Origin of the sequence: Sphingomonas sp., from assembly GCA_019635535.1 — a bacterium.
GTDB lineage: Bacteria > Pseudomonadota > Alphaproteobacteria > Sphingomonadales > Sphingomonadaceae > Allosphingosinicella.
Genome location: JAHBZH010000001.1, coordinates 1,539,945 through 1,565,573, shown reverse-complemented (window position 1 = coordinate 1,565,573; position 25,629 = coordinate 1,539,945). Strand labels below are relative to the sequence as shown.

The 25,629-nt window shown below is 69.0% G+C and carries 29 protein-coding genes and 1 other RNA gene; 10 read left to right on the top strand and 20 right to left on the bottom strand.

Annotated elements, in window-relative coordinates:
• Positions 1–30 precede the first annotated feature (30 nt).
• Positions 31–666: a histidine phosphotransferase gene (locus tag KF780_08030; GenBank protein MBX3561749.1), complete on the bottom strand. Its 636-nt coding sequence runs from the start codon at positions 664–666 to the stop codon at positions 31–33.
• 330 nt (positions 667–996) lie between these two features.
• Between KF780_08030 and KF780_08025 the strand changes: the two genes are divergently transcribed.
• From KF780_08025 to mtgA, 3 genes are read left to right on the top strand one after another with little or no spacing between them, the layout of a single operon-like run.
• A complete protein-coding gene (locus tag KF780_08025) occupies positions 997–1,953 on the top strand; it encodes an RluA family pseudouridine synthase (GenBank protein ID MBX3561748.1) in 957 nt (318 codons plus the stop codon).
• 56 nt (positions 1,954–2,009) lie between these two features.
• Entirely contained in the window at positions 2,010–2,912 is a 903-nt protein-coding gene (gene rpoH / locus KF780_08020; protein MBX3561747.1) for an RNA polymerase sigma factor RpoH, read from the top strand.
• A 36-nt stretch (positions 2,913–2,948) separates the two neighbouring features.
• Positions 2,949–3,665 (top strand): monofunctional biosynthetic peptidoglycan transglycosylase, encoded by a 717-nt coding sequence (gene mtgA, locus KF780_08015; protein MBX3561746.1) that lies wholly within the window; start codon positions 2,949–2,951, stop codon positions 3,663–3,665.
• Here mtgA and KF780_08010 read toward each other — a convergent pair.
• From KF780_08010 to KF780_07985, 6 genes are all read right to left on the bottom strand, one after another.
• Positions 3,662–3,985 (bottom strand): YbaB/EbfC family nucleoid-associated protein, encoded by a 324-nt coding sequence (locus KF780_08010; GenBank protein MBX3561745.1) that lies wholly within the window; start codon positions 3,983–3,985, stop codon positions 3,662–3,664. The genes mtgA and KF780_08010 overlap by 4 nt on opposite strands.
• Positions 3,985–5,577, bottom strand: a complete 1,593-nt coding sequence (locus KF780_08005; protein MBX3561744.1) for a DNA polymerase III subunit gamma/tau — start codon at positions 5,575–5,577, stop codon at positions 3,985–3,987. Before KF780_08005 ends, KF780_08010 begins: the two co-directional genes overlap by 1 nt.
• A 181-nt stretch (positions 5,578–5,758) precedes the next feature.
• Positions 5,759–5,856, bottom strand: an RNA gene (gene ffs / locus KF780_08000) — signal recognition particle sRNA small type.
• Between the two features lie 37 nt (positions 5,857–5,893).
• The gene (gene bla, locus KF780_07995) at positions 5,894–6,793 is read right to left on the bottom strand and encodes a class A beta-lactamase (protein MBX3561743.1); all 900 of its coding nucleotides are present in this window, start codon (positions 6,791–6,793) and stop codon (positions 5,894–5,896) included.
• Positions 6,794–7,129 (bottom strand): 2Fe-2S iron-sulfur cluster binding domain-containing protein, encoded by a 336-nt coding sequence (locus KF780_07990; GenBank protein MBX3561742.1) that lies wholly within the window; start codon positions 7,127–7,129, stop codon positions 6,794–6,796. It abuts the gene before it with no gap.
• Positions 7,126–8,220: a cysteine desulfurase gene (locus tag KF780_07985; GenBank protein MBX3561741.1), complete on the bottom strand. Its 1,095-nt coding sequence runs from the start codon at positions 8,218–8,220 to the stop codon at positions 7,126–7,128. The genes KF780_07990 and KF780_07985 overlap by 4 nt, the downstream gene beginning before the upstream one ends.
• Before the next feature lie 134 nt (positions 8,221–8,354).
• Here KF780_07985 and KF780_07980 point away from each other — a divergent pair, with 134 nt between their 5' ends.
• Positions 8,355–9,011, top strand: a complete 657-nt coding sequence (locus tag KF780_07980; protein ID MBX3561740.1) for an alpha/beta hydrolase — start codon at positions 8,355–8,357, stop codon at positions 9,009–9,011.
• Positions 9,012–9,014: 3 nt separating this feature from the next.
• Here KF780_07980 and KF780_07975 read toward each other — a convergent pair whose 3' ends face one another.
• Complete coding sequence (locus tag KF780_07975) at positions 9,015–9,632, bottom strand: hypothetical protein (GenBank protein MBX3561739.1); 618 nt, start codon at positions 9,630–9,632, stop codon at positions 9,015–9,017.
• A 55-nt stretch (positions 9,633–9,687) separates the two neighbouring features.
• Positions 9,688–9,855, bottom strand: coding sequence for a hypothetical protein (locus KF780_07970; GenBank protein ID MBX3561738.1), 168 nt, complete (start codon positions 9,853–9,855; stop codon positions 9,688–9,690).
• 162 nt (positions 9,856–10,017) lie between these two features.
• Here KF780_07970 and KF780_07965 point away from each other — a divergent pair, with 162 nt between their 5' ends.
• On the top strand, positions 10,018–10,170 hold the full coding sequence (locus tag KF780_07965; GenBank protein MBX3561737.1) for a hypothetical protein: 153 nt from the start codon (positions 10,018–10,020) through the stop codon (positions 10,168–10,170).
• Positions 10,171–10,248: 78 nt separating this feature from the next.
• On the top strand, positions 10,249–10,464 hold the full coding sequence (locus KF780_07960) for a hypothetical protein (GenBank protein MBX3561736.1): 216 nt from the start codon (positions 10,249–10,251) through the stop codon (positions 10,462–10,464).
• Here the strand turns inward: KF780_07960 and KF780_07955 are convergent, their stop codons facing one another.
• Positions 10,465–11,415, bottom strand: a complete 951-nt coding sequence (locus KF780_07955) for a threonine/serine dehydratase (GenBank protein MBX3561735.1) — start codon at positions 11,413–11,415, stop codon at positions 10,465–10,467.
• A 138-nt stretch (positions 11,416–11,553) separates the two neighbouring features.
• Here KF780_07955 and KF780_07950 point away from each other — a divergent pair, with 138 nt between their 5' ends.
• The gene (locus KF780_07950; protein ID MBX3561734.1) at positions 11,554–12,744 is read left to right on the top strand and encodes a type III PLP-dependent enzyme; all 1,191 of its coding nucleotides are present in this window, start codon (positions 11,554–11,556) and stop codon (positions 12,742–12,744) included.
• A gap of 117 nt (positions 12,745–12,861) precedes the next feature.
• Positions 12,862–13,914 (top strand): deoxyhypusine synthase, encoded by a 1,053-nt coding sequence (locus KF780_07945; GenBank protein MBX3561733.1) that lies wholly within the window; start codon positions 12,862–12,864, stop codon positions 13,912–13,914.
• Between the two features lie 16 nt (positions 13,915–13,930).
• Here KF780_07945 and KF780_07940 read toward each other — a convergent pair whose 3' ends face one another.
• The 10 genes from KF780_07940 to KF780_07895 all read right to left on the bottom strand — a co-directional run bounded on the left by KF780_07940 (position 13,931) and on the right by KF780_07895 (position 22,966).
• Positions 13,931–15,100, bottom strand: coding sequence for a class I SAM-dependent RNA methyltransferase (locus tag KF780_07940; protein MBX3561732.1), 1,170 nt, complete (start codon positions 15,098–15,100; stop codon positions 13,931–13,933).
• Positions 15,091–16,479: an NAD(P)H-hydrate dehydratase gene (locus KF780_07935; protein MBX3561731.1), complete on the bottom strand. Its 1,389-nt coding sequence runs from the start codon at positions 16,477–16,479 to the stop codon at positions 15,091–15,093. The genes KF780_07940 and KF780_07935 overlap by 10 nt, the downstream gene beginning before the upstream one ends.
• Entirely contained in the window at positions 16,476–16,823 is a 348-nt protein-coding gene (locus KF780_07930) for a hypothetical protein (protein ID MBX3561730.1), read from the bottom strand. The genes KF780_07935 and KF780_07930 overlap by 4 nt, the downstream gene beginning before the upstream one ends.
• Positions 16,824–16,945: 122 nt before the next feature.
• Complete coding sequence (locus tag KF780_07925) at positions 16,946–17,179, bottom strand: hypothetical protein (GenBank protein MBX3561729.1); 234 nt, start codon at positions 17,177–17,179, stop codon at positions 16,946–16,948.
• A 20-nt stretch (positions 17,180–17,199) separates the two neighbouring features.
• The gene (locus KF780_07920) at positions 17,200–17,436 is read right to left on the bottom strand and encodes a hypothetical protein (GenBank protein MBX3561728.1); all 237 of its coding nucleotides are present in this window, start codon (positions 17,434–17,436) and stop codon (positions 17,200–17,202) included.
• 284 nt (positions 17,437–17,720) lie between these two features.
• The gene (locus tag KF780_07915) at positions 17,721–18,437 is read right to left on the bottom strand and encodes an enoyl-CoA hydratase/isomerase family protein (GenBank protein ID MBX3561727.1); all 717 of its coding nucleotides are present in this window, start codon (positions 18,435–18,437) and stop codon (positions 17,721–17,723) included.
• A 282-nt stretch (positions 18,438–18,719) separates the two neighbouring features.
• Positions 18,720–18,860, bottom strand: a complete 141-nt coding sequence (locus KF780_07910) for a hypothetical protein (GenBank protein ID MBX3561726.1) — start codon at positions 18,858–18,860, stop codon at positions 18,720–18,722.
• On the bottom strand, positions 18,857–19,678 hold the full coding sequence (locus tag KF780_07905) for a 4-(cytidine 5'-diphospho)-2-C-methyl-D-erythritol kinase (GenBank protein ID MBX3561725.1): 822 nt from the start codon (positions 19,676–19,678) through the stop codon (positions 18,857–18,859). Before KF780_07905 ends, KF780_07910 begins: the two co-directional genes overlap by 4 nt.
• The gene (locus tag KF780_07900; protein ID MBX3561724.1) at positions 19,678–21,135 is read right to left on the bottom strand and encodes a tetratricopeptide repeat protein; all 1,458 of its coding nucleotides are present in this window, start codon (positions 21,133–21,135) and stop codon (positions 19,678–19,680) included. Before KF780_07900 ends, KF780_07905 begins: the two co-directional genes overlap by 1 nt.
• 184 nt (positions 21,136–21,319) lie before the next feature.
• The gene (locus tag KF780_07895; protein MBX3561723.1) at positions 21,320–22,966 is read right to left on the bottom strand and encodes an electron transfer flavoprotein-ubiquinone oxidoreductase; all 1,647 of its coding nucleotides are present in this window, start codon (positions 22,964–22,966) and stop codon (positions 21,320–21,322) included.
• A gap of 150 nt (positions 22,967–23,116) precedes the next feature.
• On the opposite strand from KF780_07895, the gene KF780_07890 reads away from it, so the two are divergent.
• Positions 23,117–23,791, top strand: a complete 675-nt coding sequence (locus KF780_07890) for a uracil-DNA glycosylase (GenBank protein ID MBX3561722.1) — start codon at positions 23,117–23,119, stop codon at positions 23,789–23,791.
• Positions 23,788–25,587 (top strand): lytic transglycosylase domain-containing protein, encoded by a 1,800-nt coding sequence (locus KF780_07885; protein MBX3561721.1) that lies wholly within the window; start codon positions 23,788–23,790, stop codon positions 25,585–25,587. Before KF780_07890 ends, KF780_07885 begins: the two co-directional genes overlap by 4 nt.
• The last annotated feature ends 42 nt before the right edge of the window (positions 25,588–25,629 follow it).

Sequence of the window (25,629 nt, the reverse complement as noted above, 5' to 3'; positions counted from 1 at the left end):
GGTGACGCATTGGGGGAAGCGCCTACGCCCTCAGGCCGGCAGGCTCGCCCCGATCAGCAGCATGCCGTCCTGATCGTCCGAGACCTGGAGGCGGCCATTTCCTTCCTCGACGAGGGCGTGGGCCAGCCAGGCGGCGGCGGCGCGGGGGGCGACTTCGTCTTCGCCGGTCTTGCCGACCAGCACGTCGCGCAGCTCCGGATCGAGGACGATGCGCGGGCCTTCGGCGCGCACGACGATGTCGAGCCCGCCCTCATGCTTTTCCGCGCCGATATCGAGGCTGCCGCCGCGCACCAGCGAATCCCCGGCGATCAGCACAACGTTGAGCAGCACCTTCAGCGCCGCCTTGCTCATCGTCGGCTCGTCCACCATCCAGCCGAGCCGGATGCGGCCGTCGCCGCCGAACAGCCCCTCGATCGCGGCGCGCGCCTCGCGCGTGTCCACCTCGTCGCCGAAGCCGCCGGCGGCGCCGAAGGCGAGGCGGAAGAACTTCAGCTTGTTGGCGCTGGAGCGCGCGCTTTCGGCGAGCAGGTCCAGGCAGCGGGCGCGCATTTCCGGATCATGCTCATCGGCGAGCAATTCGATCCCGTTGTTGAGCGCGCCGACCGGGGACAGGAGATCGTGACACAGGCGCGAGCACAGCAGACTGGCGAATTCGTGCGATTTCATTCCGCTGGGCCCTGATCCTTATGCATGATGCGACCTCTATTGGGCCTTGCGAGTCCGCGTTGCAAGGGCGGGAAGGTCGGAAGGAAAGGCAGAACGGGGCTGGCGCCTCCAAGTCAAATAGACATTCGCCCATCTCTCCCTCTCCCCGGCGGGGAGAGGGCTGGGGTGAGGGGGCACGGCGGCCGAGATCCAGCCCCCACACGCCCGACACCCTCACCCTACCCTCTCCCTCAAGGGAGAGGGAAAGAAGGACATGTCATTGCTCATGGCACCCCGACGCCGTCCCATCTCGCCTTGAAATCCGCCGCCGAAACCCCATCTCACAGTCCAATGTCCGGGGGGTTTTCGATCATTCAGGCGCGCGTGGCGGATGACGCGGCGGACATGCGGCTGGACCGGGCGCTGGCGATGGCCGTCCCCACAATGTCGCGTGAGCGCTTGAAGGCGCTGATCAGCAGCGGCGCGGTGAACGGACCCGAAGGCAAGGCGATCCGCGATCCGGCGGTGAAGGCCCTGCCGGGCGCCACCTACGAAGTTTCCGTGCCGGCGCCGACACCGGCGCATAACGAGGCGCAGGACATCGCGCTGGAGATCCTGTTCGAGGACGATCATCTGCTGGTCGTCGACAAGCCGGCGGGGATGGTCGTTCATCCGGCGGCGGGCAATCCGGACGGGACTTTGGTCAACGCTTTGCTCCACCATTGCGCGGGCCGCCTCAGCGGCATCGGCGGGGTGGCGCGGCCGGGGATCGTCCACCGGATCGACAAGGACACGTCCGGGCTGCTGGTCGTCGCCAAGACCGACGTGGCGCATGAAGGGCTGGCCGCGCAGTTCGCGAAGCACAGCATCGAGCGGGTTTATGCGGCGATCGTGTCGGGCCGGCCGATCCCGGCGCGCGGGACGGTGGACGCCCCTCTCGCCCGCTCCAGCGCCAACCGCAAGAAGATCGCGGTGCAGGCCGAAGGGCGGGGCAAACGGGCGGTGACGCATTACCGAATCGTCACGCCGCTCAGGGACGCCGCGATGATCGAATGCCGGCTGGAAACCGGGCGGACGCATCAGGTGCGGGTTCACATGGCCTCGATCGGCCACCCGTTGGTCGGCGATCCGGTCTATGGCCGGGGCCGGCCGTCGCATCGGGAGATATTGAAAAGGCTCGATTTTCATCGCCAGGCATTGCACGCGGCAAGGCTCGGCTTCGTCCATCCAGTTTCTAAAGAAAACCTATCCTTCCAAAGCGCCCTTCCATCTGATATTCAGGAACTGTTCGGGGCGCTTGCCGTATAGACGCCAGGTGCCGGCACGGCAGCACGAAGCCCGGCATGCAGGGAGTTTGGTTCACCATGGCAGGACGCAATGTTCCGGCGACGATCCCCGCGAGCGGCGGCGAGGCAGGCCTCAACCGCTATCTTTCGGAGATCAAGAAGTTTCCGATCCTGACGCCGGAAGAGGAATATATGCTGGCCAAGCGCTGGACGGAGCATCAGGACACCGATGCCGCCGCCAAGCTGGTCAATTCCCACCTTAGGCTCGTCGCGAAGATCGCGATGGGCTATCGCGGCTATGGCCTGCCCACGTCCGAGCTGATCTCCGAGGGCAATATCGGCCTGATGCAGGGCGTGAAGAAGTTCGAGCCGGAACGGGGCTTCCGCCTCGCCACCTATGCGATGTGGTGGATCCGTGCCTCGATCCAGGAATATATCCTGCGCTCCTGGTCACTCGTGAAGATGGGTACCACGGCGGCGCAGAAGAAGCTGTTCTTCAACCTGCGCCGGATGAAGAACCGCATCGAGGCGTTCGAGGACGGCGACCTCAAGCCCGAGGACGTGACCAAGATCGCCACCGATCTCGGCGTCACCGAAGAGGACGTCATCTCGATGAACCGCCGCATGGCGATGGGCGGCGACACCTCGCTGAACGTCCCCCTGCGCGACGACAGCGAGGGGAGCTGGCAGGATTTCCTGGTCGACAACGAGCCGCTGCAGGACGAGCGGGTCGCCGAGGCCGAGGAGGCGCGGATGCGCCACGATCTGCTCGTCGAGGCGCTGGAGGCGCTGAACGAGCGCGAGCGGCACATCCTGACCGAGCGGCGGCTGACCGACGAGCCCAAGACGCTGGAGGAGCTTTCGCAGGTTTACGACGTGAGCCGCGAACGCATCCGCCAGATCGAGGTCCGCGCGTTCGAGAAGCTCCAGAAGGCGCTGATGAACCTGGCCGGCGAACGGCGGCTGCTGCCGGCGGCCTAGTTTCCTCTCGGCACGACCTCGGCTAATCACCCTGCGATGGCGCGGGCGGGGAAGAGGAAGCGCGGCTGGTTCGGCCGGCTGGCGGGATGGCTGATCAAGGCCGTCCTGATCTTCCTTGTCGGCTCCCTGCTGTGGGTGCTCGCCTATCGCTTCGTGAACCCGCCGGTCACGGCGACGCAGCTTGCCGACATGGTCGGCGGCAATGGCGCGACGCGGGTGTGGATGCCGATCGAGCGGATCGACCGCAACATGGTGCGCGCCGCGATCGCCGGGGAGGACGGCAAGTTCTGCAGCCATTCGGGCTTCGACCGCGAGGCGATCGAGGCCGCGTTCCGGCGCAACATGGCGGGCGGCTCCGTGCTGCGCGGCGGCTCGACGATCAGCCAGCAGACCGCCAAGAACGCCTTTCTGTGGCAAGGCGGCGGCTATGTCCGCAAGGGGCTGGAGGCCTGGTTCACCTTCCTGATCGAGCATCTGTGGAGCAAGCAGCGGATCATGGAGGTCTATCTCAACGTCGCCGAGACCGGCATCGGCACCTATGGCGTCAATGCCGGGGCGATGCGCTATTTCAACCATGACGCGTCGCGGCTCAGCCCGCAGGAGGCGGCGCGGATCGCCGCCGTCCTGCCGTTGCCCAAGCGCCGCGCGGCGGTGGCCCCGCGCGGCTTCACCCGGCGCTATGGCGGGATGATCCAGGCCCGGATGGGCGTGGTGCGGCGGGATGGCTTGGACGGGTGCGTTTACGGACCCTAGAACGGCATCTTGAAGCCCGGCGGGAGGGGCAGGCCGCCGGCGACGTTCTGCATCGCTTCCGCGCTCGCCGCGTCGGCCTTCCCGCGCGCATCGTTGAGCGCGGCGGCGATCAGATCCTCGACCATCTGCTTTTCGCTGGGCGCGAGCAGGCTTTCGTCGATGTCCACGGCGATGATCCGGCCCTTGGCCGACGCCCTGATCTTCACCAGGCCGCCGCCCGAGACGCCCTCCACCTCGATCTTGTCGAGATTGTTCTGGGCCTCCATCAGCTTGGCCTGGGCCTCCTGGGCCATCTTCAGGATGTCGTCCATATTGGGCATCACGCACTCCGTTGTTTTGCGTCGGGCGGGTGGCTGACCAGCTCCGCGCCGGGAAAGGCTTCAAGCGCCGCCTGGACGACCGGCGAGTCCAGCACCTCCTGGCGCACCCGCTGCTCGTCCGCCTTCTCCTGATCGCGCAGGGAGCGCGCCGCCGGCTCGTCCGCGATGCGGACCTGCCAGAGTGCCCCGGTAACCGATTTGAGCGCGGCGGCAAGCTCGCGCGCGAAATCGCTCGCCAGCGGCTTGACGGGGCGGATGGCGAGCTCGGGCGGCGCATAGGCGATCAGGCCGACGAAATCGTGGAGTTGCTGCGCGACATGCGCCTTGCCATTGTGGGCGAGCGTGTCGATCAGCGCCGGAAAGCTATCCGGCAGCTTGAGCAGGGCGCCCTGCTCTTCGCCTTTCGGTGCGGCGGGCGCGGACGGCGCGGCCGCCTCGCCGCGCGCCAGCTTCGCGGCCAGCTCGCCCGGATCGGGCAGCTCGGAGGCGTGGATGACGCGCAGCAGCGCCATTTCGGCGGCCTCCAGCGGCGACGGCGCGGCCTGGATCTCGCCCAGGCCTTTCAGCAGCAACTGCCAGAGGCGGTGGATGGCGGCGTAGGAGAGCTTGCCGGACCAATCGTCATAGGCCTCGCGCTCCTCCGCCGACTGGGCCGGATCGAGCGCGCCACCGACCTTGGCGCGGGTGATGCCGTGGACGGCCTCCAGCAGCCCGCGCAGCACCGCCGCCGGCTCGACGCCCAGATCGTATTGTTCCTCCAGCGCGGCCAGCGCGCCGGGCGCATCGCCGGCCAGGACCAGGCCGAGCAGCCGGCGCACCGCGCCGCGATCGGACAGGCCCAGCATCTCGCGCACCTGCGCCGCCGTCACCGCACCGGCGCCGTGCGCGATCGCCTGATCGAGCATGGAGAGGCCGTCACGCGCGGAACCCTCCGCCGCCCGCGCGATCAGCGCCAGCGCCTCGGGCTCGATCTCCACGTCCTCTTCTTTCGCGACATGAGCGAAATGCGCGGCGAGCCTGTCGGCCGGGATACGGCGCAGATCGAAGCGCTGACAACGCGACAGGACGGTGATCGGGACCTTGTTCACCTCGGTCGTGGCGAACAGGAACTTGACGTGGGCGGGCGGCTCCTCGAGCGTTTTCAGCAGCGCGTTGAACGCGTTCTTGGACAGCATGTGGACCTCGTCCACGATGTAGATCTTGTAGCGCGCGGAGACGGCGGCATAGCGCACCGCCTCGATGATTTCGCGCACGTCGTCGACGCCGGTATGGCTGGCGGCGTCCATCTCGACCACGTCGATATGCCGGCCTTCCGCGATCGCCCGGCACGGCTCGCATTGGCCGCACGGATCGATGGTCGGGCCACCCTGCCCGTCCGGCCCGATGCAGTTCAGCGCCTTGGCGATCAGCCGCGCCGTCGAGGTCTTGCCGACCCCGCGCACCCCGGTAAGCAGGAAGGCGTGGGCGAGCCGGTCGCGCCTGATCGCATTACCGAGCGTCCGGACCATCGCCTCCTGCCCGATCAGCTCGGCAAAGCCCTGCGGACGATATTTGCGGGCGAGGACGCGATAGGGCTGGGGAGAATCGGACATCGCGCCCAAACTAGGGTCCGCGCCTGCGTCATTCCAGCGAAAGCTGGAATCTCACTGTACTTCTCCGGGGGGGGTCGCGGCCAAGCCGCGCCGTCGGTCCTGTCGCGCTTCGCTTCGCTCAGGACGCAGGCCGTCCGCCATTCGCCGGCTCTTCGCGCTGCTTCGCTGCGCTTGGCGGCTCATGGGTGGGAGCCGGAACGACCCGGAGCGAAATCGTTACGGCTGCTTCCTTCCGGATCTGACCGGGTTGGCGACAACTCCGTCCGCCCGACTCCCGCCGCGCATATGGCGGCGCGGGGCCGATGATGCAAGCCGGTCAGGAAAAGGCGGAGGCGACGATCCTGCCTACCTCGGCATGAATGTCGGCGCGCTCGTCTGCCGAGGCATCGCCGCCGCTGGCATAGCAGGCGATGAGCACGGGCACGCGGCGCGGCGTCAGCGCGAACGCGATGTCGTTATAGGCCCCGTTGGCCCCGGTGCCGGTCTTGTCGCCGACGCGCCAGTCGCCCGGGATGCCGGCGCGCAGCCGGTCGCGCCCGGTCGTCGCGCGCGCCATCCAGGACACCAGCTTGAGCCGCGAGGAGCGGCCCAGAACCTCGCCGAACAGCAAGGTCCACATCAGAGCGACCATCGCGCCGGGCGTCGTCGTGTCGCGCACGTCGCCGGGCAGATTGGTGTTGAGATCGGGCTCGATCCGGTCGAGCCGCGTCACCCTATCGCCGCAACGACGCAGGAAGGCGGTGAGCTCGCGCGGGCCGCCGAGCCGGGCGAGGAGCAGATTGGCGGCGCTGTTGTCGCTGACCAGCATCGCGGCAGCGCACAAGGCCTCGATCGACATCCGCCCGCGCTCGAGACCGGCGCGCACGGTGGGGGCGTAATCGAGCAGGTCATATTCATCGAACTGGATCTCGTCGGCAAGCGACCAGCGCTCCAGCTCCGCGCCGGCGAGGATCGCGGCGGCGAGCGGCAGCTTGAAGGTTGAGCACATCGCGTAGCGGCTGTGCGCATCCAGGCCGACCCGTCGGTTACCGCCGTCCCAGGCGGCTACGCCGAGCCGGCCGCCGGAGCCGAGGCGCGCGCGCTGGCGGGCCAGTGCTTCCTCGATCTCAAGCGGATCGACGTCCTGGGCGTGGGACACGGCGGCGATCGGGAACACGGCGCCGCCGAGCAGCACCGATCGGCGATCGATCCCCGCGCCTTGCCCCCCTCGTCCCATCTAGCGCCCCTGCATGTTGCGGACCCCGCCGGGAATACGAACGGTGATCCGCTCCAGTTCCCCGGTGAGCCAGATCTGGCAGGACAGGCGCGAATGGCGCGTGACGTGGGAGGCGAGGTCCAGCATGTCCTCCTCCTCCTCGCTGGCGCGCGGCAACCTGGCGAAATCCTCCGCCTCGACGATGACGTGGCAGGTCGAGCAGGCCATCTGCCCCTCGCACGTGCCCTCCAGCGGCTGGCCGGCATGCTGGGCGATGTCGAGCAGCCGCTCGCCGGCGGGCGCATCCACCTCCTGCACCGTGACGCCGTCCGCCGAGATGAAGCGGACCCGCGTCATGCGGCGAAGCGAAGCTGGCGCTCCGCCGCGTCGTTGAGCAGGGCAAACGCCTCGCGCAGCTCCGCTTCGCTCGTGTAGCGGCCGAAGCCGAGGCGGATGCTGGCATGGGTCTCGGCTTCCGACAGGCCCATGGCGCGCAGCACATGGCTGGTCTTGCCCGAGCCGCTGCCGCAGGCGCTGCCCAGGCTGAAGGCGACCTCGCGCACGTCCGACAGCAGCCGCACGCCGTTCACCCCGTCGCGCCGGATGTTGAGATTGCCGCGATAGCGATGCGTGGCGGAACCATTGATCGTCCAGTCGGGCAGCAGCTCCAGCGCGATCTCCCACAGCCGCACGACATGGGCCGCATCCTCCTCCATCCGCTCGGCCGCCAGCCGCGCCGCCGCACCGAAGCCGGCGACCAGAGCGGGCGAGACCGTGCCCGAACGCATACCATGCTCCTGCCCGCCGCCGAGCAGCAAGGGCGGCAGGCGCACGCCGTCGCGCACCCACAGGGCGCCGATGCCCTTGGGCCCATGAATCTTGTGCGCGCTGATCGCGATCAGGTCCGGACCTGCCGGGATCGCCATCCGGCCATAGCCCTGCACCGCGTCGCACAGCAGCAGGCTGCCTTTCGCGTGCGCGGCGGCGGCATAGTCCGCGACCGGCTGGATCGTCCCGACCTCGTTGTTGACCAGCATCAGCGCGACGATGCCGTTTTCCGGCAGGCTCGCCTCATCGGGTGACGGCACCAGGCCGTCCGCGCCGACCGGAATGAGCGCCGCGCCCCGGCTTTCCAGGCATTGCAGCGCCGCCTGATGCTCGATCGCGCTGCCCGCCAGGCCGCCCGGCGCGATCCGCGCGCCGCAGGCCAGCGCCCAGTTCAGCGCCTCCGTCGCCCCGGAGGTGAAATGGACCTGGCCGCCCGGCGGGAGCAGCGCCGCGACCGCATCGCGCGCCACCTCGACCGCCGCCGACGCGGCGCGGCCGGCGCGATACGGGCTGGCCGGATTGGCGAAGCCGTCGCCGCCCGGACCGTCGAGCCAAAGCAGCATCGCCTCCAGCGCCTCGGGCGCGAGCGGGGTCGTGGCCTGATAATCCAAGTACAACATTCAAATCGCCAAGCTTGCGGCCCCTATTGCGAATGATTCGCAAAAGTTGCGGTTTGAAACCAGCACCTATATAGGGCGCGTCGCACGGTCGCCACCATCCCGAGCGGCACCATATAGTCCGGATCGATCACGTTATGCCCGAAGTCATCTTTCCCGGCCCCGAGGGCCGTCTCGAAGGCCGGTTCAGCCCCGGTCCCCGCCCGCGCGCGCCCGTCGCGATGATCCTGCACCCGCATCCGCAGGGCGGCGGCACGATGAACAACGCGATCGTGCTGGCGCTCTACAAGACCTTCGTGCGGCGCGGCTTCGCGACCCTGCGCTTCAATTTCCGCGGCGTCGGCAAGAGCCAGGGCGTGTTCGACAACGGCATCGGCGAATTGAGCGATGCGGCCTCCGCGCTCGACTGGGTGCAGTCCGTCCATCCCGAGGCGGAGACGACCTGGATCGCCGGCTTCAGCTTCGGCGCCTGGATCGGCATGCAGCTGCTGATGCGCCGCCCGGAAGCGCGCGGCTTCATATCGATCGCGCCGCCGGCGAGCATGTACGATTTCAGCTTCCTCGCCCCCTGCCCCGCCAGCGGCATCATCGTCCAGGGCGAGGCGGACGAGGTGGTGACGCCGATCGCCACCCAGAAGCTGGTCGACAAGCTGCGCACCCAGCGCCACATCACGATCGAGCACAAGACCATCCCGACCGCGAACCATTTCTTCGCCAACGAGATGGACCAGCTGATGAAGATCGTGGACGACTATCTCGATTTCCGGCTGGACCCGAACTGCCCGATCCGCTGAGGGCTAAACCTCCTCGTTCGCATCCGTAACCCGGTGGCAGGCCGCGGCGGGACGGGTTTCGCGCGCGCCCTCCAGCCACGCGGCCTGCTCGGCGAGCGAGGCACGCAGCGCGCTGGCCGGCGGCGCAGGTATCCGCTCGCGCATCAGCGATGCTCCCTGCGCCGTCACGATTTCCATCTCCCAGATCTCGGACTCCACCAGCCGGGCCAGCAGGCCGGGATCGTGAACCGACAATCGCCGCAGCTGCTGCCCGTTCGGCCCGCGCAAGCTCCCGTCGGGCATCGGCACTTGTCCAACATAGCGGCCATCGCCCCATATGCGCGCCCAGAGCGGCCCGCGCGCGGAGGTGGCCAACACGAATTCCCACTGAAGCGCGCTCGGCCGATCGAGGCTCGGCGCGTCCTGCCTTACCTCCCACCAGTCCATTCGCAGCGCATTGTCGCGCCGCCAGATCGAATAGCGGATCGGCCCGCCCGCCATGGTCTCCGCATCGTGAAATTGCGCAATCAGTCCGCTCAGCTCACCGACCGTGAAGTTGCGGGCGCAGCCGATGTCCGGCCCGCCGGCCAAAGCGGCAGCGGCCAGAATCGGGCTCAGGACGACGAGGAGCAAAGCGACCACCTCCCACGCCTGTTGCTATCGCAATCGGTCCGCCCGGCAAAGCCGCGCGTGCCGCTCACACCGTCAGGATGGCGACATTGCCGATGAGGACGAGCGCGGCGACCAGCATCAGCGCGCCCTTGCGCCGGTCGCCGCCCCTGGCGATCAGATAGACGCCGCCGCCCACCAGGGCGAAGCTGGCGAGCACCATGATCGAGAGCAGGAAGGCGGCGGTTCCGGTCATGGCCGCGCTGATGCCATGGCGCGCGATTTTCACAAAGGGCGAACTGAAAAGGCGAGGATCCGCCCGCGCGCGCCCATCCCCTGATCAGGCGATGCGGCGCATGTCCTTGCCGGGTAGCGCGAGGCCATGGCCGGGCGCATCGACTGGATTCCAACAGGGAACATGCCCGACGACCTCAAGGACGGGCGGCCGCTGCTGCTTTGGGACGGAGAGCAGGCGCGAACCGGGTGCGCGATCGGGGACGCCTGGTTCTGGATCGGCGACCTGTTCAACGAGCCCACCCATTTCGCCGAGATCAATCCGCCGCGGACGTGAAGGCGAAGCCGGACTATCGGCGGATTTTCGCGACCCCATTTTAGCGAAGGATTAAGCGTCGGCGCCTAGGTCCGGGCCATGAGCCATTTCGATCATCGCCAGTTCGACGCCGCTTTGGGTGGAATGGACGCGACGATTCTCGCCAGCCTGCCGCTGGCGCTGGACGGGCTGCTCGACAGCGCCGCGCTCGCCCGGCCGGGGCATGACGCCGAGGCTTATGCGGACAGCCTGCGCGCGACCGCGCGGCAGATGCACGCGCTGACGGCCTTGCTGGGGGCGATGCCGCGCGGCTGATCAGGCCGCGAGAATTTGCGCGAAGAGCGCCGGATCGACATTGCCGCCGGACAGCACCACGACGCCGCCGTCCGGCACTTCGCCGGCCTTGCCGCCGAGCAGCGCCGCCAGCGCGACCGCGCCGCCGGGCTCCACCACCAGCTGCAAATGGCGGAAGGCGAAGACCATGGCGGCGGCGATCTCGTCTTCGCTCACCGCCACGCCGCGCGCGCCGGCGCCGTGCAGCGCGTCGAATGTGAGCGGGGACACCAGAGTCGTCTGCAGCGCGTCGCAGCGGGTCGGCGGGGCGGGCTGCTCGACCGGAACGATCTCGCCCAAGGCGAGCGAGCGGGTCATGTCGTCCCAGCCCTCCGGCTCGGCGACGACGATCTCGCTGTCGGGCAAGGCCAGCGCGATGCCGGCGGACAGACCACCGCCACCGCAGGGCACGATGACCAGCGGCGGCGGCCCGCCGAGTTGCCCGGCGATCTCGACGCCGACGCTGCCCTGCCCCTCGATCACGTCGACATCGTCGAAGCTCGGCACCAGCACGCAGCCGCGCTCGGCGGCGAGTCGCGCGCCGATCTCCTCGCGGCTTTCGGTGGCGCGGTCGTAGAAGACGATCCCGGCGCCGTAAGCGCGCGTGCCCGCCACCTTCACCGCCGGCGCGTCGGCGGGCATCACGATCGTCGCGGCGATGCCCAGCCGCCGCGCCGCCAGCGCCACGCCCTGGGCATGATTGCCGGACGAGAAGGCGACGACGCCGCGCGCGCGCTCCGCCTCGCTCAATTGCATCAGCCGGTTGGTCGCGCCCCTCAGCTTGAAGGCCCCGCCCTGTTGCAGACATTCCGCCTTGATCCAGCAGCGCCGGCCGCCATGATCGAGCGGCAGGAGCGGCGTGCGAGTCACCGCGCCGGCGATGCGCGCCGCCGCAGCGGCGACACCGCTCATCGTGGGCTGTCGATTCGTCATTCAAATCCCTGGGAACAGAGGAGAATTCACGGGTCTTTACACAGGGGTCCAAGGCACATATATCGCGCCTCCGCTGCCCCATGGGACTTCCAACCGCAAGGCAGCTTTTAGTCAACTGTCCGTTGGAGGTCCCTTGAGTTGCACACGCACCATAATGCGCTGGGGCTAGCGTCCGCCCTTAAGCCGGTCCAGCCGGTTACGCTCATTCGTCCGCACGCCGCCCGGCGCGCCGCCCGCTTCTTCGTCGAGAAGTTTCCGGGCCGGTCGCTCTATGCGGTGAAGGCCAATCCCTCGCCGGATCTGCTCCAGATCCTGTGGGAAAGCGGCGTCACGCATTACGACGTGGCCTCGATCGCCGAGGTGCGGCTCGTGGCGGAGACGCTGCCGGAGGCGACGCTCTGCTTCATGCATCCGGTGAAGGCCGAGGAAGCGATTCGCGAGGCCTATTTCACGCACAAGGTGCGGACCTTCTCGCTCGACACGCTCGAGGAGCTGGAGAAGATCGTGCGCGCCACGGATGGGGCCACCGATCTCGAGCTGCTGGTCCGCATCCGCGTCTCCTCCGATCATGCCAAGCTCAGCCTCGCCGCCAAGTTCGGCGCGGAGCCGGACGAGGTGAAGGCGCTGCTGATGGCGACCCGCCAGGTCGCCGACGCGCTCGGCATCTGCTTCCATGTCGGCAGCCAGGCGATGACGCCGGCCGCCTATGCCGAAGCGATGGAGCGGGTGCGCGCGGCGATCGTCGAGGCGGCGGTCACGGTCGACATCGTCGATGTCGGCGGCGGCTTCCCCTCCTGGTATCCCGGCATGGAGCCGCCGCCGCTGGAGACCTATTTCGAGGTCATCCACCGCGCGTTCGAGGATCTGCCGATTTCCTATTCGGCGGAGCTTTGGTGCGAACCCGGCCGGGCCTTGTGCGCGGAATATGCCAGCCTGCTGGTCCGCGTCGAGAAGCGCCGCGGCGACACGCTCTACATCAACGACGGCGCCTATGGCGCGCTGTTCGATGCGGCGCATGTCGGCTGGCGCTTTCCGGTGAAGCTGCTGCGCGAGCCGGAATCCGAGACGAAGGACATGGCGTTCAGCTTCTACGGGCCGACCTGCGACGATCTCGATCACATGGCCGGGCCGTTCCTGCTGCCCGCCGACGTCAATGCCGGCGACTATATCGAGATCGGCATGCTCGGCGCCTATGGCTGCGCGATGCGGACCCAGTTCAACGGCTTCGGCGCGGACATGAAGGTGATCGCCGAGGACGAGCCGATGGCGAGCCTGTACCTCGGCGACGCGCGGGCACAGGCGGTTCCGTCCAACGTCGTAACGCTGTAACGGCCACTCATTAGTCAATCGTCATGCCGGACTTGAGCCGGCATCCACCTTTCTTTTCCTTGCTGAAGAAGGTGGACCCCGGGTCAAGCCCGGGGTGACGAAGAATTGGAGACCCACATGACCGACTCCCCCGTGAACGACACCCGCAAGGCGGAGCTGCTCGCGACGCAAGTCGAGCATATCGACATCAAGAGCTTCGACGCGCGCCCGATCGTGGAATCGATGCGCAAGATGAGCTTCTCCAGCCGCGATCTCGGCCGGGCGACCGACATCTACAACCAGATGCTCGCCGACAAGGACTGCTCGGTCATCCTGGTGATCGCCGGCTCGACCTCGGCGGGCGGCTGCATGGACCTCTATGCCGACCTGCTCGCCAACAACATGATCGACGCCGTCGTCGCCACCGGCGCCACCATCGTCGACATGGATTTCCTGGAGGCGCTGGGCTTCAAGCATTACCAGGCGAACGAGGTGCCGGACGACGACACCTTGCGCTCGCTCTATATCGACCGGATCTACGATACCTATATCGACGAGGAGCAGCTCCAGCACGTCGATCACACCATCTTCGAGATCGCCGAGACGCTGGAGCCGAAGGCCTACAGCTCCCGCGCGTTCATCCGCGAGATGGGCCGTTATCTCCAGACGCACGGCAAGAAGGACAACAGCCTGGTCAAGCTCGCTTTCGAGCATGACGTGCCGATCTTCTGCCCGGCCTTCACCGACAGCTCGGCGGGCTTCGGCCTCGTCAAGCATCAGGTAGACGCGATGAAGGCGGGCAAGCCCTATCTTACCATCGACAGCATCGCCGATTTCCGCGAGCTGACCGACATCAAGATCAAGGCGGGCACCACCGGCCTCCTGATGATCGGCGGCGGCGTGCCGAAGAATTTCGTGCAGGACACGGTCGTGTGTGCCGAGATCCTCGGCCATGACGACGTCGAGGTGCACAAATATGCGGTGCAGATCACCGTCGCCGACGTGCGCGACGGCGCCTGCTCCTCCTCCACCCTCCAGGAGGCGGCGAGCTGGGGCAAGGTCTCCACCGCGCTCGAGCAGATGGTGTTCGCCGAGGCGACGACGGTGCTGCCGCTCCTCGCCAGCGACGCCTATCATCGCGGCCACTGGAAGACCCGCGCCAAGCGCGCCTTCGGCAAGCTGTTCGACTGAACCGGCCCGCTGGCGGCTAGCGCGAGAAGCGCGCCGCCAGCTCGACATGGGTGGACCAGCGGAACTGGCCGACCGGGCGCACCCAGTCGAGCCGGTAGCCGCCGTCCGCCAGCGCCTTCGCATCGCGGGCGAAGGTGGCGGGATTGCACGAGACCATCGCGACGGCCGGCACCTGCGACGCGGCCAGCGCCTCGACTTGCTCGCGCGCGCCGGCACGGGGCGGATCGAGTATGACCGCTTCGAACCGGTTCAGCTCGGCGGCGTCGAGCGGACGGCGGAACAGGTCGCGATGGTCGACGAAGATGGTGCGCCCGGCGGCATTGGCCGCGTTTTTCAGCGCCAGCGCGGCGTCGCGCGCGCCCTCGGCGGCATAGATGCGGCCCGCCAGCGCCAGCGCGAAGGTGCCGAGGCCGGCGAAGAGGTCGGCGACGAGCCGCGCCTCTCCCACCGCCTCGCGCACGGCGGCAACCAGCGCCGCCTCCCCGTCCGCCGTCGCCTGCAGGAACGCGCCGTGCGGCAGCGGGACCGCCACGCCGCCGAGCGTCACCGTGACCGGCTCGGGCTCCCACAGGGTCTGCGCGCCATAGCCGTCGTCGACGGCGAGCCGGGCGAGACGATGTTCGGCGGCGAAGGTGCCCATCGCCTCGGTCCGCGCCAGACCCTCGACCGCGATGCCTTCGATCAAGAGGTCCACCCCCTGATCGGCCAGGGTGAGCGACGCGCTCGCCCGCTTGTTGAGCAGCCGGCGTAGCGGCGCGACCAGGGCGAACAGCTCGGTCCGCAGGATATGACATTCGCGCATGTCAACGATGCGGTGGCTCTTTTCCGCGTTGAAACCGATCGTGCCGCCCGCCGCCTTGAGACTGGCGCGGCGGCGGCTGAGCGGCGGGGAGAGGTGGGGTTCGCGGATGTCGGACGCCGCCATATTCTGCGCGGCGAGCGCGGCGACCACCCGATCCTGCAGATAGTCGCGATAGGCCGCGTCATCGACATGCTGGAGCTGGCAGCCGCCGCACTCCGGGAAATGGCGGCAGGGCGGATCGGCATGGTGCGAGCCGGGCGTTACTGCCCCGTCCGGCGCGACACGATCGCCGGGCGCAGCCATCGCCACATGGCGGCCGTCCGCCGTCACCCCGTCCCCGCGCGCGGCGAGGCGGACGATCTCCGCGCCTTCGTTCACAGACATTCGATAAACGCGCCGCGCAACCCTTCGAGCAGATCGTCGGCGATCAGGTTCGGCCCCGCGCGCTGGGCGGCGCGGCCGTGCAGCCAGACGCCGGCGATGGCGGCTTCATAGGCGTCCAGCCCCCGCGCCCGCATCGCAGCGATCGCGCCGGCCAGCACGTCGCCCGAGCCGGCGGTGGCCAGCCAGGAGCTCGCGTCCGCGGCCAGCGCCGCGCGGCCGTCCGGCGCGGCGATGACGGTGTCGGCGCCCTTGAAGACGACGACGGCGCCGGACCGCGCGGCGGCGGCGCGGGCGCGGGCGATCTTGTCACCCTGCCCGTCGCCGAACAGGCGCTTGAACTCGCCTCCATGCGGCGTGAGGATCGCCATATGCTCCAGATCGCGCAGCCGCTCGGGCCCGCGCTCCGCGAGCAGCGTGATCGCGCCCGCGTCGAGGACCAGCGGCAATCCGCTGGCGAGGCATTGATCGAGCCGATCGTCGGATTCCCCGCCCGGGATGATGCCGGGGCCGAACACGACCGCGCCGAGCCGCTTGTCGGCGAGCAGATCGACCATGTCCTCGCCCACCTGCATGATCCCGAACGGCACCGCGCCCAGCGGCTTGTCGGAGGCGAGCCGCACCGCTCCGGCCCCGGCGCGCAAGGCAGCGACGGCGGACAGCGCGCTGGCGCCGCGCAGGTCGCCGCCGAAGGCGAGAACGAAACCGCGATCATATTTGTGCGAATCCGGGCCGGGCGGGATGAGGCGCGGCCGTTCGACCGTCCCGAGCGAACCGGCCGCCACGATGCCGATATCGGCGACGACGACGCGGCCCAGATGGCGCGCGGCGGGCTGGAGGAGATGAGCGGGCTTCAGCGTCTGGAAGGTGACGGTGAGATCGAAATCGGGGACAGGCGAAAGGATCGCGCCATCGTCGGTGGCGACGCCGCTCGGCAGATCGACGGCAACGGCGATCCGCGCTTCGGCGACCAGCTCCGCGAGGCGGGCGGACAGGCTTTCATCCAGCGGCCGCGCCAGGCCGGTTCCGAACAAGGCGTCGATCAGCAGCGGCGCGGCTTTCGCCCCGGCGATATCCTCGACCGGTCCGTTCCAGCTTTCCCGCGCCGCCTTCGCCGCCGGCGTCCTGGGCGCGCCCGTCGCGGCAACGCGCACCTTCACGCCGCGCGCGGCCAACGCGCGGGCGATCACATAGCCGTCGCCGCCATTGTTGCCGGGTCCGCACAGCACCAGCGCGGGGACCGGTCCCGCATAGCGCCAGATCGCCTCGGCCGCACCGATCCCGGCGCGTTCCATCAGTATTTCGACCGGCGTACCGGCGGCGATCGCCGCTTCCTCGGCGGCGCGCATCTCGGCGGCGGTCAGGATCGTACGGCCGGTCATGGCGCGCGCACGGTGGCGGGCAGGCGGAAGGCGTCGCCGCCGATCGTCACCTCGATCCGCCCTTCGCCGATCACCCGAACCCGCGCGGGCTCCGCCCCGTCCGCCGCGACGACACCGCGCCCGTCCGTGGTGACGATCAGCCGGCGAAAACCGCCGTCCGGCTTGCGCAAGGTCAGCGTCTCGCCGGCGCGCTCCAGCAGGCAGACCGGCGCGAACTCCGCCGCCCCTTCCGGACGGCACTCGATCCGCCCGTCCCCGGCATCGGCGCTGTCCGCCTGCCCGGCCGGTACCGCCCCGCCGCAGCCGGCGAGGAAAAGGGGAATGGCGAGGAGAGTCAGGCGCATCGGGGGCACCTTAGAGATCATTTGGACTGGACAAAACAGGAATACCGTTCGGGCTGAGCCTGTCGAAGTCCTGCCCTTCCTTGCGATCGACAACAGAAAGACAGCCCTTCGCCGGTAGTATCTCAGTTTGAATTCAGGAACTGGCTTAGCGGGTCATCGTTGTGATCAGGCTGGCGCTGGCATACGTCGCCTGCACATCGGACGATGTCTCCTGTCGTGCGGTCCAAACGTCCGTAGATATTGTCGGCAATTTGGAATGCTGCATAGCGAGGCGGCGCGGCAATAAGCGCCGCGACCACGATACCGGCTGAAAGCAGCGCAGCCGCGATAATGTTCTCCCACTGCCAGTTCCGCATATTCAGCCCCGCTTCCTAGACTATTTCACGCTTTCCGGCTCAAGATAGGCTTTCCCCCACCGGCGATTAGCCGCGTTCTTGGCAATTCGTGATCTCTCTTCGCGCGTGAGCTTCCGAGCACGCGCTTGGCCACCCCGGCTGCCAAGCTCGGCGGCAGCGGAGCGGATGGGGTCGCGCTCATCCTCGATCTTGCCAATCATCACCGCGCGCCCGATGGTGTCGGCTGGGTGCTTCTCTCCGTGCGAACCTTTGGGCATCAGTCGTCTTTCTGAGCCGTGTGCGCGTGATAGCCGCACAGCTTCGTCTCGAAGTATATTTCTCGCTCTTCATAGGGTGGAATCTCCCCGCAGATCATACAGCGATACCCATTAATCTCAGCTGCCTTTCGCCACTTGTCCGCCGACTGCTCCATCTCTTCTTTGTGCTGGCCCATATCGCCTCCATGCTTTCCGCTAAGCATATAGGAAGCGAGCGGCTAGCGTCAAAATCAAACTGAAACATACTCCTTCGACAGGCTCAGGGCGAACAGAGGAAGAGCGCGCTAGCGCCGCCGACGCGCTTCGAGCCGGCGCGCCAGCTCCGCCCCGCCCAGCAGCGCGTCGAACTGATGATCCTGTCCTGCATCCGTGCGCGCTCCGCCGCCAGCGAGGCGAATGGCGCGCTTCAGCGTCACGAGGCTTTCCGGGCCGTTGGCGAGGATCGCCTCGATCGCCGCCTCGCGCTCCGCCAGCGGGGCGACCGTCTCGACCAGGCCGATCCGCGCGGCCTCGGCGCCATCGATCGACAGGCCGGTGAACAGCAGCCGCGCCGCCTGCCCCGGCCCGACCAGCTCGGCCAGCCGGTGCACGTCCTCCTGCGGATAGGAGATGCCGATCTTCGCCGGTGTGATCGCGAATTGGGCATCCGCCCCGGCGAGCCTCAGATCGCAGGCCATGGCGAGCGCCACGCCGGCGCCGTAACAGGCGCCGTCGATCAGCGCGACGGTGGGAATCGGCAGATCGCGCAGCGCATCGAGCGCGGCACGCATGGCGCGGCGAAAGCACGCCGCCTCGTCCAGCATCATCGGAAAATCGCCGAGATCCGCGCCGGCGCAGAAGCTGCCGCCCGCGCCGGCCACGACCAGCGCCCTCGCCGCGCGCGCCGCGCCGACATGCTCGGCCAGCACGGCCCAGGCGGACGCCGGAATGGCGTTGCGCCGCTCGGGACGATCCAGGGTCAGGCGGGCAAGGCCGCCCTCGTCGATGGCGAGCGTGAACATGCTCCGCCTGTTGCCGCGCCCGGCCCGGCTTGTCGCCAAAAAAAGACCGGGCGCCGCGCCCGCGGTGCCCGGTCATGAGGGGCCGCGGCGCCCGTCCGGTGGAGGCCGGGGGCCGCGGGCGAATGTCGGCATAGCCAAGCATGCCTCGACTCGTTCCCGACGCGGGAGCAAAAGGCGTGCCACGACGAAATCCTGCGCTTTCCGATGGTTAACGGGCGTGGAAAGCTGTGCCGAAATGGGAGAGGCGGGTCATCCGGGACGCGATCGCCCTTGTCGTCGATCCTAGAAAGGGTCGCCAGCGATGGAGTTCCCATCAAGACCGCCATCCAGGTTGCCCGACCGCTTGTGACCCCGGATACCGCGCAGCACGAGCACGACGACGACAAGCAGGAAAACAATGGAAACGATCTGGCCCACACTCATGTCGTCTTCTCCGGACGGAGGCGGCTGGCAAATATCCACCAGCCGGGGTGACGCGCCTGCATATCATGAAACGCGGCATCCCGCGCGCTTTCGCTTTCATACAAGCCGAAGCAGGTGGCGCCGGAGCCGGACATGCGCGCGACCTTTGCACCCGCAAGCGCGTCCAGCACCGCGCCGATCTCCGGGACCAGCGCGCGGGCCGCGGCTTCCAGATCGTTGCGGCCCGTCTTCCAATCGATGAGCGGCCCGCGATCCACGCCGTCCCACGCCTTGAACACCGGCGCGGTGGCGAGCGCGATGCGCGGATTGACCAGCAGCAGCGGCGCGCCGGCGAGGCCGGGCAGGTCGATCGGGGTCAGTTCGTCGCCCCGCCCTTCGCCGCGCATCGTACGGCTGGCGAGGCAGGCGGGAACGTCGGCGCCGAGGCCGGCGGCGATGGCGCGGAGGTCCGCATCCTCGATATCGAGCTTCCAGAAGCGGCGCAGCAGCCGCAGCGACGCCGCCGCGTCGGCCGAGCCGCCGCCGATGCCGGACGCGACCGGCAGGCGCTTGTCGAGCGTGAGCGCGGCTGCCGGTTCGATTCCAGCCCTGTCCGCCAGCGCCCGCGCGGCGCGCAGCACGAGATTGTCGCTCTCCCCCGCCAGCGCCCCGGCGAACGGGCCGGTGACGGCGAGGCTCAGCCCGTCTCCTTCGGCGACGGTGAGTTCGTCGCCGTCTTCAGCGAAGGCGAAGATCGTCTCGATCCGGTGGTAGCCTCCTGGCTCGCATGCCCGGACATGGAGCGCGAGATTGATCTTGGCATAAGCGGTTTCGCGCATCAGCGCGCCGCCAGCTCCGGGGTCATGCCGCCGGCGAGCTTGGCGTCGAGACGCGCCGCGTCCGCGCCTTCGGCGTAGACGCGCGCGGCGCGCCAGGCGAAGCGGGCCTCGGCACGGCGGCCGACCGTAAAATAGGCGTCGCCCAGATGCTCGTTGATCTCGACATCGGCGGGCTCGCCCTCGACGGCCCGCTCGAGCAGGGCGATGCCCTCGTCATGCTCGCCCTTCAGGAACAGCGCCCAGCCCAGCGAGTCCGTGATCGCGGCATTGTCCGGTGCGCGGGCATGAGCCTCGCGGATCAGCCGTTCCGCCTCGATCAGGTTCTCGCGCCGGGCGAGCTGGGCATAGCCGAGATAGTTGAGCACCAGCGGTTGGTCCGGCGCCAACGTGTAGGCGCGCTCCAGCGCGGCGCGGGCCTCCGGCCATTCGTCCGCCTGATCGTGCGCGCCGCCGCGCATCAGCCAGAGCGCCCATTCGGGATAGGCTTGCGGGCCGTCGCCGGCGAGGCTGATCGCACGCCCGAAGGCGGCGGCGGCCTCGGCCGGACGATCCATGCTCATCAGCACCTCGCCCAGGCGAAGCTGATCGGCCGACGAGCCGCCGGCGGCGACCGCCCCCTCGGCCTGGCGCAGCGCCTCGTCCTTCTCGTTGCCGTCGATCAGCATGCGGACGCGCCGATCGAAGGCGGCTTCGGCATAGGGATCGCCGGCGCGGACATAGGCGAGCATCGCCACCGCGTCGGCATGGCGATCCTGCCGGCCGGCATAGTCCGCCGCGACGATCCACGCCTCGCCGTTGCCGGGCGCCAGCCAGGTCGCAATGCGCGCGAAGGTGGCGGCGACGGAGGTCAGCTCCGGCGCGTTGAGATCGACGGCGAGGCGCAGCAGCAATTCCGCCATGCCTTCCTGCGGCGTCAGGATCGCGCCGGAAACGGGCCGGCGCGCTTCGACCAGCGCGCGGGCGGCGCGGATCGGGCCGGCATTGCCGTCGAGCAGCGCCAGCGCGGCCGCGCGGTCGCGGCGGGCAAGCGTCGCGGCGGCGGCGATACGGACCCGCATCGCGCGCGGTCCGGCGCCCGCGATCAGGCCGTCCAGTTCGTCCGCGCCGGCGCGGCCGGTAGCGAGCCGGATCAACGCGCGATGCTCGGCGACATAGACTTCGGCCATCTCGCCCTGCGCGACCGCGAGCGGCGCCAGCGGATCGCCGCGCCCCGAACCGAGCGCGATCCAGGCGCGCAGCACCGGAACGGTGAAGGCGAACAACCGGTCGCGCTCGATCGCATCCACCTGCGCAGCGGCGGCGCGCCAGTCGCGCGCGCGGAAGGCGTCGGCGGCGAGCAGGAAGCGCGCGTCGGGCAAGAGCGCGTCGGCCCGCTCCAGCACCCTGACGGCGCGCATCGCCAACGGCCAGTCCCCGACGGCGACGGCATGGCCGAGCGCCGGGCCGGCGACCACCACATTGTCCGGTGCGGCGGCAAGGGCTGCGGCATAATCCGCACTGGCCCGTTCGCGCGCACCGGCCGAAGCGGCGGTGCGTGCCTGGGCATAAACAGTGAGCGGCGAGCGCGCGTCGCCGCGCGCCTGTGCGGCCGTGACGGCCGTCGCGGCGAGGAGGACGGTCAGCGCCGTCCGGGCGGTACGCCTACATATTGGGGTAATTGGGGCCTCCTCCGCCTTCCGGAACGACCCAGTTGATGTTCTGGGTCGGATCCTTGATGTCGCAGGTCTTGCAATGGACGCAATTCTGCGCGTTGATCTGCAATCGCTGCGTGCCGCCCTCCTCGACGAATTCATAGACGCCCGCCGGGCAGTAACGCGATTCCGGCCCTGCGAACCGCGCCAGATTCACGTCCACCGGTATGCTCGCATCCTTGAGCGTCAGGTGAACGGGCTGGTCCTCCTCGTGATTGGTGTTGGACAGGAAGACCGAGGAGAGCCGGTCGAAGCTGATCGTGCCGTCGGGCTTGGGATAGGCGATGGGCGGCGCGACGTCCTTGCGCCACAGACCCTCATTGTCCGGATGGTGTTTCATCGTGAACGGGAGGCCGATGCCGAACTGGCGCATCCACATGTCGATGCCGGCCAGCGCGGTGCCGATCGCGCCGCCCCATCTGGCAACCAGCGGCTCGACATTGCGGACCTTCTTGAGCTCCCTGGCGATCCAGCTGTCGCGCAGCGCCGGCTCGTAATCCGCCAGCAGATCGGCCGAACGGTCCGCCGAAATCGCCGCGAAGGCGGCTTCGGCGGCGAGCATCCCGGATTTCATCGCGGTATGGCTGCCCTTGATCCGGGGCACGTTGACGAAGCCCGCCGCGCAGCCGATCAGCGCGCCGCCCGGAAAGGCCAGCTTCGGGATCGCCTGCCAGCCGCCCTCGTTGATCGCCCGCGCGCCGTAGGAGACGCGCTTGCCGCCCTCCAGGAAATGGCGGATCGCCGGATGCTGCTTCCAGCGCTGGAATTCCTCGAAGGGCGAGAGCCAGGGATTCTTGTAGTTGAGCGCGACCACGAAGCCGAGCGCGACCTGGCCGTTCGCCTGATGATAGAGAAAGCCGCCGCCCCAGGCATCGGAGAGCGGCCAGCCCTGGGTGTGAATGACCCGGCCGGGCTCGTGCCTGTCGGGATCGATGTCCCACAACTCCTTGAGGCCGATGCCGTAGACCTGCGGCTGGCTGTCAGTCTCCAGCGCGAATATCCGCTTCAGTTCCTTGGTGAGATGCCCGCGCGCGCCTTCGGCGAAAAAGGTGTAGCGGCCATGCAGTTCCATGCCGGGCTGATAGTCGGCCTTGTGCGTGCCGTCGCGCGCGACGCCCATGTCGCCGGTGGCGACGCCCTTCACGGAGCCATCGTCGTTAAACAGCACCTCGGCCGCCGCGAAACCCGGGAAGATCTCCACGCCGAGCGCCTCGGCCTGCCCCGCCAGCCAGCGGCACAGATTGCCGAGCGAGAGCGTGTAGGTGCCCTTGTTCGACATGAAGCCTGGCATCAGGATGTGGGGGAAGGAGATTTTCTTCTTCTCCGTCAGCACCCAATGCTCGTTCTTGGTGACCGGCACGGTGAGCGGGCTGTCCAGCTCCTTCCAGTCCGGCAGCAACTCGTCGAGCGCGATCGGATCGACCACCGCGCCGGACAGGATGTGCGCGCCGACTTCGGAGCCCTTTTCGAGGATGCAGACGGACAGCTCGCGCCCCGCTTCGGCGGCGCGCTGCTTGAGGCGGATGGCGGCGGCGAGGCCGGCCGGGCCGGCGCCGACGATCACCACGTCATAGGGCATCGACTCCCGTTCGCTCATCCTTCGCGGACTCCCCTCATCGCATGCAGCCAACGCCTTGCAGATAAACGGGGCGCTTTGGATTGACCAGCCCGGCAGGGCCTGACTCTATGCCTGCGGGTTTCACGGTGGGGTTGTGCGTCTATGTCTTCGAGCGCGGCTGCGAGCGCGCTGAGCTGGTGGGCGGAGGCGGGCGTCGATGCGCTCGTTGACGAGGCCCCGCGCGACTGGCTCAAGCCGGCCAGCCCGGCGCCCGCCACGACAGCCGCCGAAACCGAGCCCGCCCCGGCGCTGCCCGACACGCTCGATGCCTTCCGCGCCTGGCTGACCGATCCCGCCGCGCTGCCGCTGGGCGCGCTGCTCGCGCCCCGACTCGGCCCGTCGGGCGATCCCGCGTCCGGGCTGATGGTGATGATCGACATGCCCGGCCAGGCGGATTTCGCCGCCGGCGCCCTGCTCTCCGGCGCACCCGGCGACCTGTTCGACAAGATGATGGCGGCGATCGGCCGGAGCCGCGAGACACACTATCTCGCTTCGCTCTCGCCGCTGCGTACGCCGACCGGCGCGCTCGATCCCGCGGATGCGGCGAAGCTGGCGGACATCGCCCGTCACCATATCGGCCTCGTCCGTCCCCGCGCGCTGCTGCTGTTCGGCGATGCCTGCGCCAAGGCGCTGCTCGGTGGCGCGGTGACGGCGGTGCGCGGGCGCTGGCACGATCTCGATACGCCCGCGGGCCCGGTGCGCGCCTTGACGACGATCCGCCCGGAGAAACTGGCGCTCGTCCCCGGCCTCAAGAAGCTCGCCTGGGAAGACCTGCAGATGCTCAAGGAAGGACTGACGGAATGAAGCGGCTGACCGGAGCGCTCGTCGCCGGATTCGTCCTCGCCGCCTTGCCCGCCTCGGCCGTGGCGCAGGGGCAGCAGCAGCGGCCGCCGCGCGCCTTCAATGTCCCGACCCAGCTCAATGGGTCGGATCGAGAGAATTACCAGGCCGTCTTCGCCGATCTGCGTGCCTCAAACTGGTCGAGCGCCGCCGCGCGGCTGGACGCCATCCGGCCCGGCCCACTGCACGATGTCGCCCGCGCCATGCTCTACACCGCGTCCGGCTCGCCGCGCGTCGAGTTGGGGCCGCTCGCCGAGCTGCTCGAACGCGCGCCCGACCTGCCGCAGGCCGCCGATCTCGCGCGGCTCGCCACCCTGCGCGGCGCCACCGTGCTGCCCCGCCTGCCCGAACAGCAGCGCCTTGCCGGACTGGCCGGCCAGCCGCGCCGCGCCCGTCCCCGACCGATCCGCGGCGATGCCGTTGCCGATCGGCTTGAATCCGCCATCCAGCCGCTGCTGGTCGGCGACCGACCGTTCGAAGCCGAAGCGATCCTGAACGAGCGCGGCGCCGATCTCAGCGAGGAGGCGCGCACCGCGTTGCGCCAGCGCATCGCCTGGGTCTTCTACCTGAACGGCTATGACCGCGACGCGCGCCGCATCGCCGACGAGGCCCGGCGCGGGCCGACCGAATATGCGATCCATGCCGATTGGGTCGCCGGCCTCGCCGCCTGGCGGATGGGCGATTGCGCGGCGGCGGCCGATCATTTCGGTACGGTCGCGAGCCGATCCGGCGATATCGAGCTGTCCGCCGCCGGCCATTATTGGGCGGCGCGCGCCGACACCGCCTGCGGCCGGCCGGAACGCGTACAGGGTCGTCTGCAAACCGCCGCGCGGCTCAATGAGACTTTCTATGGCCTGCTGGCGCAGAGCGCGCTCGGCATCCGCGCGGTGCCCGCCACGCTCGATCCGCTTACCGCCGAGGAATGGCGCGAGATATCCGTCTATCGCAACGTGCGCGCCGCCGTCGCGCTGGCCGAGATCGGCGAGTCCGCGCTGGCCGACGGCCTGATCCGCCATCAGGCGCGGATCGGCCGGCCGAACGAGCATGAGGCCCTGCTCCACCTCGCCGCGCGGCTCAATCTCACCAGCGCCCAGATGTGGCTCGCCCATAACGGCCCGCGCGGCACCCGCACGGCGGTCCACAACCGCTATCCATCGCCGAGCTGGCAGCCGACCAATGGCTGGCGCGTCGATCCGGCCCTCGCCTTCGCCCATGCGCTCCAGGAATCCAATTTCCGGCCCGAGGCGGTGAGCCCGGCGGGCGCGCGCGGGCTGATGCAGGTGATGCCCGGCACCGGCCGCCACATGGCCCGGCGCGGCGGCGAGACGGTGACGCCCGCGCAGCTCAACATTCCGTCGATCAACATGGAATATGGCCAGACCTATCTGGAATATCTGCGCGATCTGCCGGCGACGGGCGGACTGCTCCCGAAGATCATCGCCTCCTACAATGCCGGCCCGGCGCCGATCGCGGAGTGGAACAATCGCTACGACCAGAGCGATCCCCTGCTGTTTCTGGAGACGATTCCGTACTGGGAAACGCGCGGCTATGTGCCGATCGTGCTCCGGAACTACTGGATCTACGAAGAACAGACCGCCGATCGCTCGGCGAGCCGCCGCGCGCTGGCCCAGGGCATGTGGCCCCGCTTCCCCGGCATGCGCGGCGAGGCGGCGGTGCGCATCGCGCCGCGCCAGCCCGTGCGGACGGCGATGACGGGGCAAGGCGGGCCCACGACGGACCCGGGAACCGAGCAGCAATAAACCTCGCCTCCACCCTTCTTTTTGTTCTTGATCTGTTCTCTC

Coding starts and splice junctions, on each gene's coding strand:
- KF780_08030 (MBX3561749.1), bottom strand. CDS start 666: ATGAAATCGCACGAATTCGCCAGTCTGCTGTGCTCGCGCCTGTGTCAC.
- KF780_08025 (MBX3561748.1), top strand. CDS start 997: ATGTCCGGGGGGTTTTCGATCATTCAGGCGCGCGTGGCGGATGACGCG.
- rpoH (MBX3561747.1), top strand. CDS start 2,010: ATGGCAGGACGCAATGTTCCGGCGACGATCCCCGCGAGCGGCGGCGAG.
- mtgA (MBX3561746.1), top strand. CDS start 2,949: ATGGCGCGGGCGGGGAAGAGGAAGCGCGGCTGGTTCGGCCGGCTGGCG.
- KF780_08010 (MBX3561745.1), bottom strand. CDS start 3,985: ATGCCCAATATGGACGACATCCTGAAGATGGCCCAGGAGGCCCAGGCC.
- KF780_08005 (MBX3561744.1), bottom strand. CDS start 5,577: ATGTCCGATTCTCCCCAGCCCTATCGCGTCCTCGCCCGCAAATATCGT.
- bla (MBX3561743.1), bottom strand. CDS start 6,793: ATGGGACGAGGGGGGCAAGGCGCGGGGATCGATCGCCGATCGGTGCTG.
- KF780_07990 (MBX3561742.1), bottom strand. CDS start 7,129: ATGACGCGGGTCCGCTTCATCTCGGCGGACGGCGTCACGGTGCAGGAG.
- KF780_07985 (MBX3561741.1), bottom strand. CDS start 8,220: ATGTTGTACTTGGATTATCAGGCCACGACCCCGCTCGCGCCCGAGGCG.
- KF780_07980 (MBX3561740.1), top strand. CDS start 8,355: ATGCCCGAAGTCATCTTTCCCGGCCCCGAGGGCCGTCTCGAAGGCCGG.
- KF780_07970 (MBX3561738.1), bottom strand. CDS start 9,855: ATGACCGGAACCGCCGCCTTCCTGCTCTCGATCATGGTGCTCGCCAGC.
- KF780_07965 (MBX3561737.1), top strand. CDS start 10,018: ATGCCCGACGACCTCAAGGACGGGCGGCCGCTGCTGCTTTGGGACGGA.
- KF780_07960 (MBX3561736.1), top strand. CDS start 10,249: ATGAGCCATTTCGATCATCGCCAGTTCGACGCCGCTTTGGGTGGAATG.
- KF780_07955 (MBX3561735.1), bottom strand. CDS start 11,415: ATGACGAATCGACAGCCCACGATGAGCGGTGTCGCCGCTGCGGCGGCG.
- KF780_07945 (MBX3561733.1), top strand. CDS start 12,862: ATGACCGACTCCCCCGTGAACGACACCCGCAAGGCGGAGCTGCTCGCG.
- KF780_07940 (MBX3561732.1), bottom strand. CDS start 15,100: ATGTCTGTGAACGAAGGCGCGGAGATCGTCCGCCTCGCCGCGCGCGGG.
- KF780_07935 (MBX3561731.1), bottom strand. CDS start 16,479: ATGACCGGCCGTACGATCCTGACCGCCGCCGAGATGCGCGCCGCCGAG.
- KF780_07930 (MBX3561730.1), bottom strand. CDS start 16,823: ATGCGCCTGACTCTCCTCGCCATTCCCCTTTTCCTCGCCGGCTGCGGC.
- KF780_07925 (MBX3561729.1), bottom strand. CDS start 17,179: ATGCGGAACTGGCAGTGGGAGAACATTATCGCGGCTGCGCTGCTTTCA.
- KF780_07920 (MBX3561728.1), bottom strand. CDS start 17,436: ATGCCCAAAGGTTCGCACGGAGAGAAGCACCCAGCCGACACCATCGGG.
- KF780_07915 (MBX3561727.1), bottom strand. CDS start 18,437: ATGTTCACGCTCGCCATCGACGAGGGCGGCCTTGCCCGCCTGACCCTG.
- KF780_07910 (MBX3561726.1), bottom strand. CDS start 18,860: ATGAGTGTGGGCCAGATCGTTTCCATTGTTTTCCTGCTTGTCGTCGTC.
- KF780_07905 (MBX3561725.1), bottom strand. CDS start 19,678: ATGCGCGAAACCGCTTATGCCAAGATCAATCTCGCGCTCCATGTCCGG.
- KF780_07895 (MBX3561723.1), bottom strand. CDS start 22,966: ATGAGCGAACGGGAGTCGATGCCCTATGACGTGGTGATCGTCGGCGCC.
- KF780_07885 (MBX3561721.1), top strand. CDS start 23,788: ATGAAGCGGCTGACCGGAGCGCTCGTCGCCGGATTCGTCCTCGCCGCC.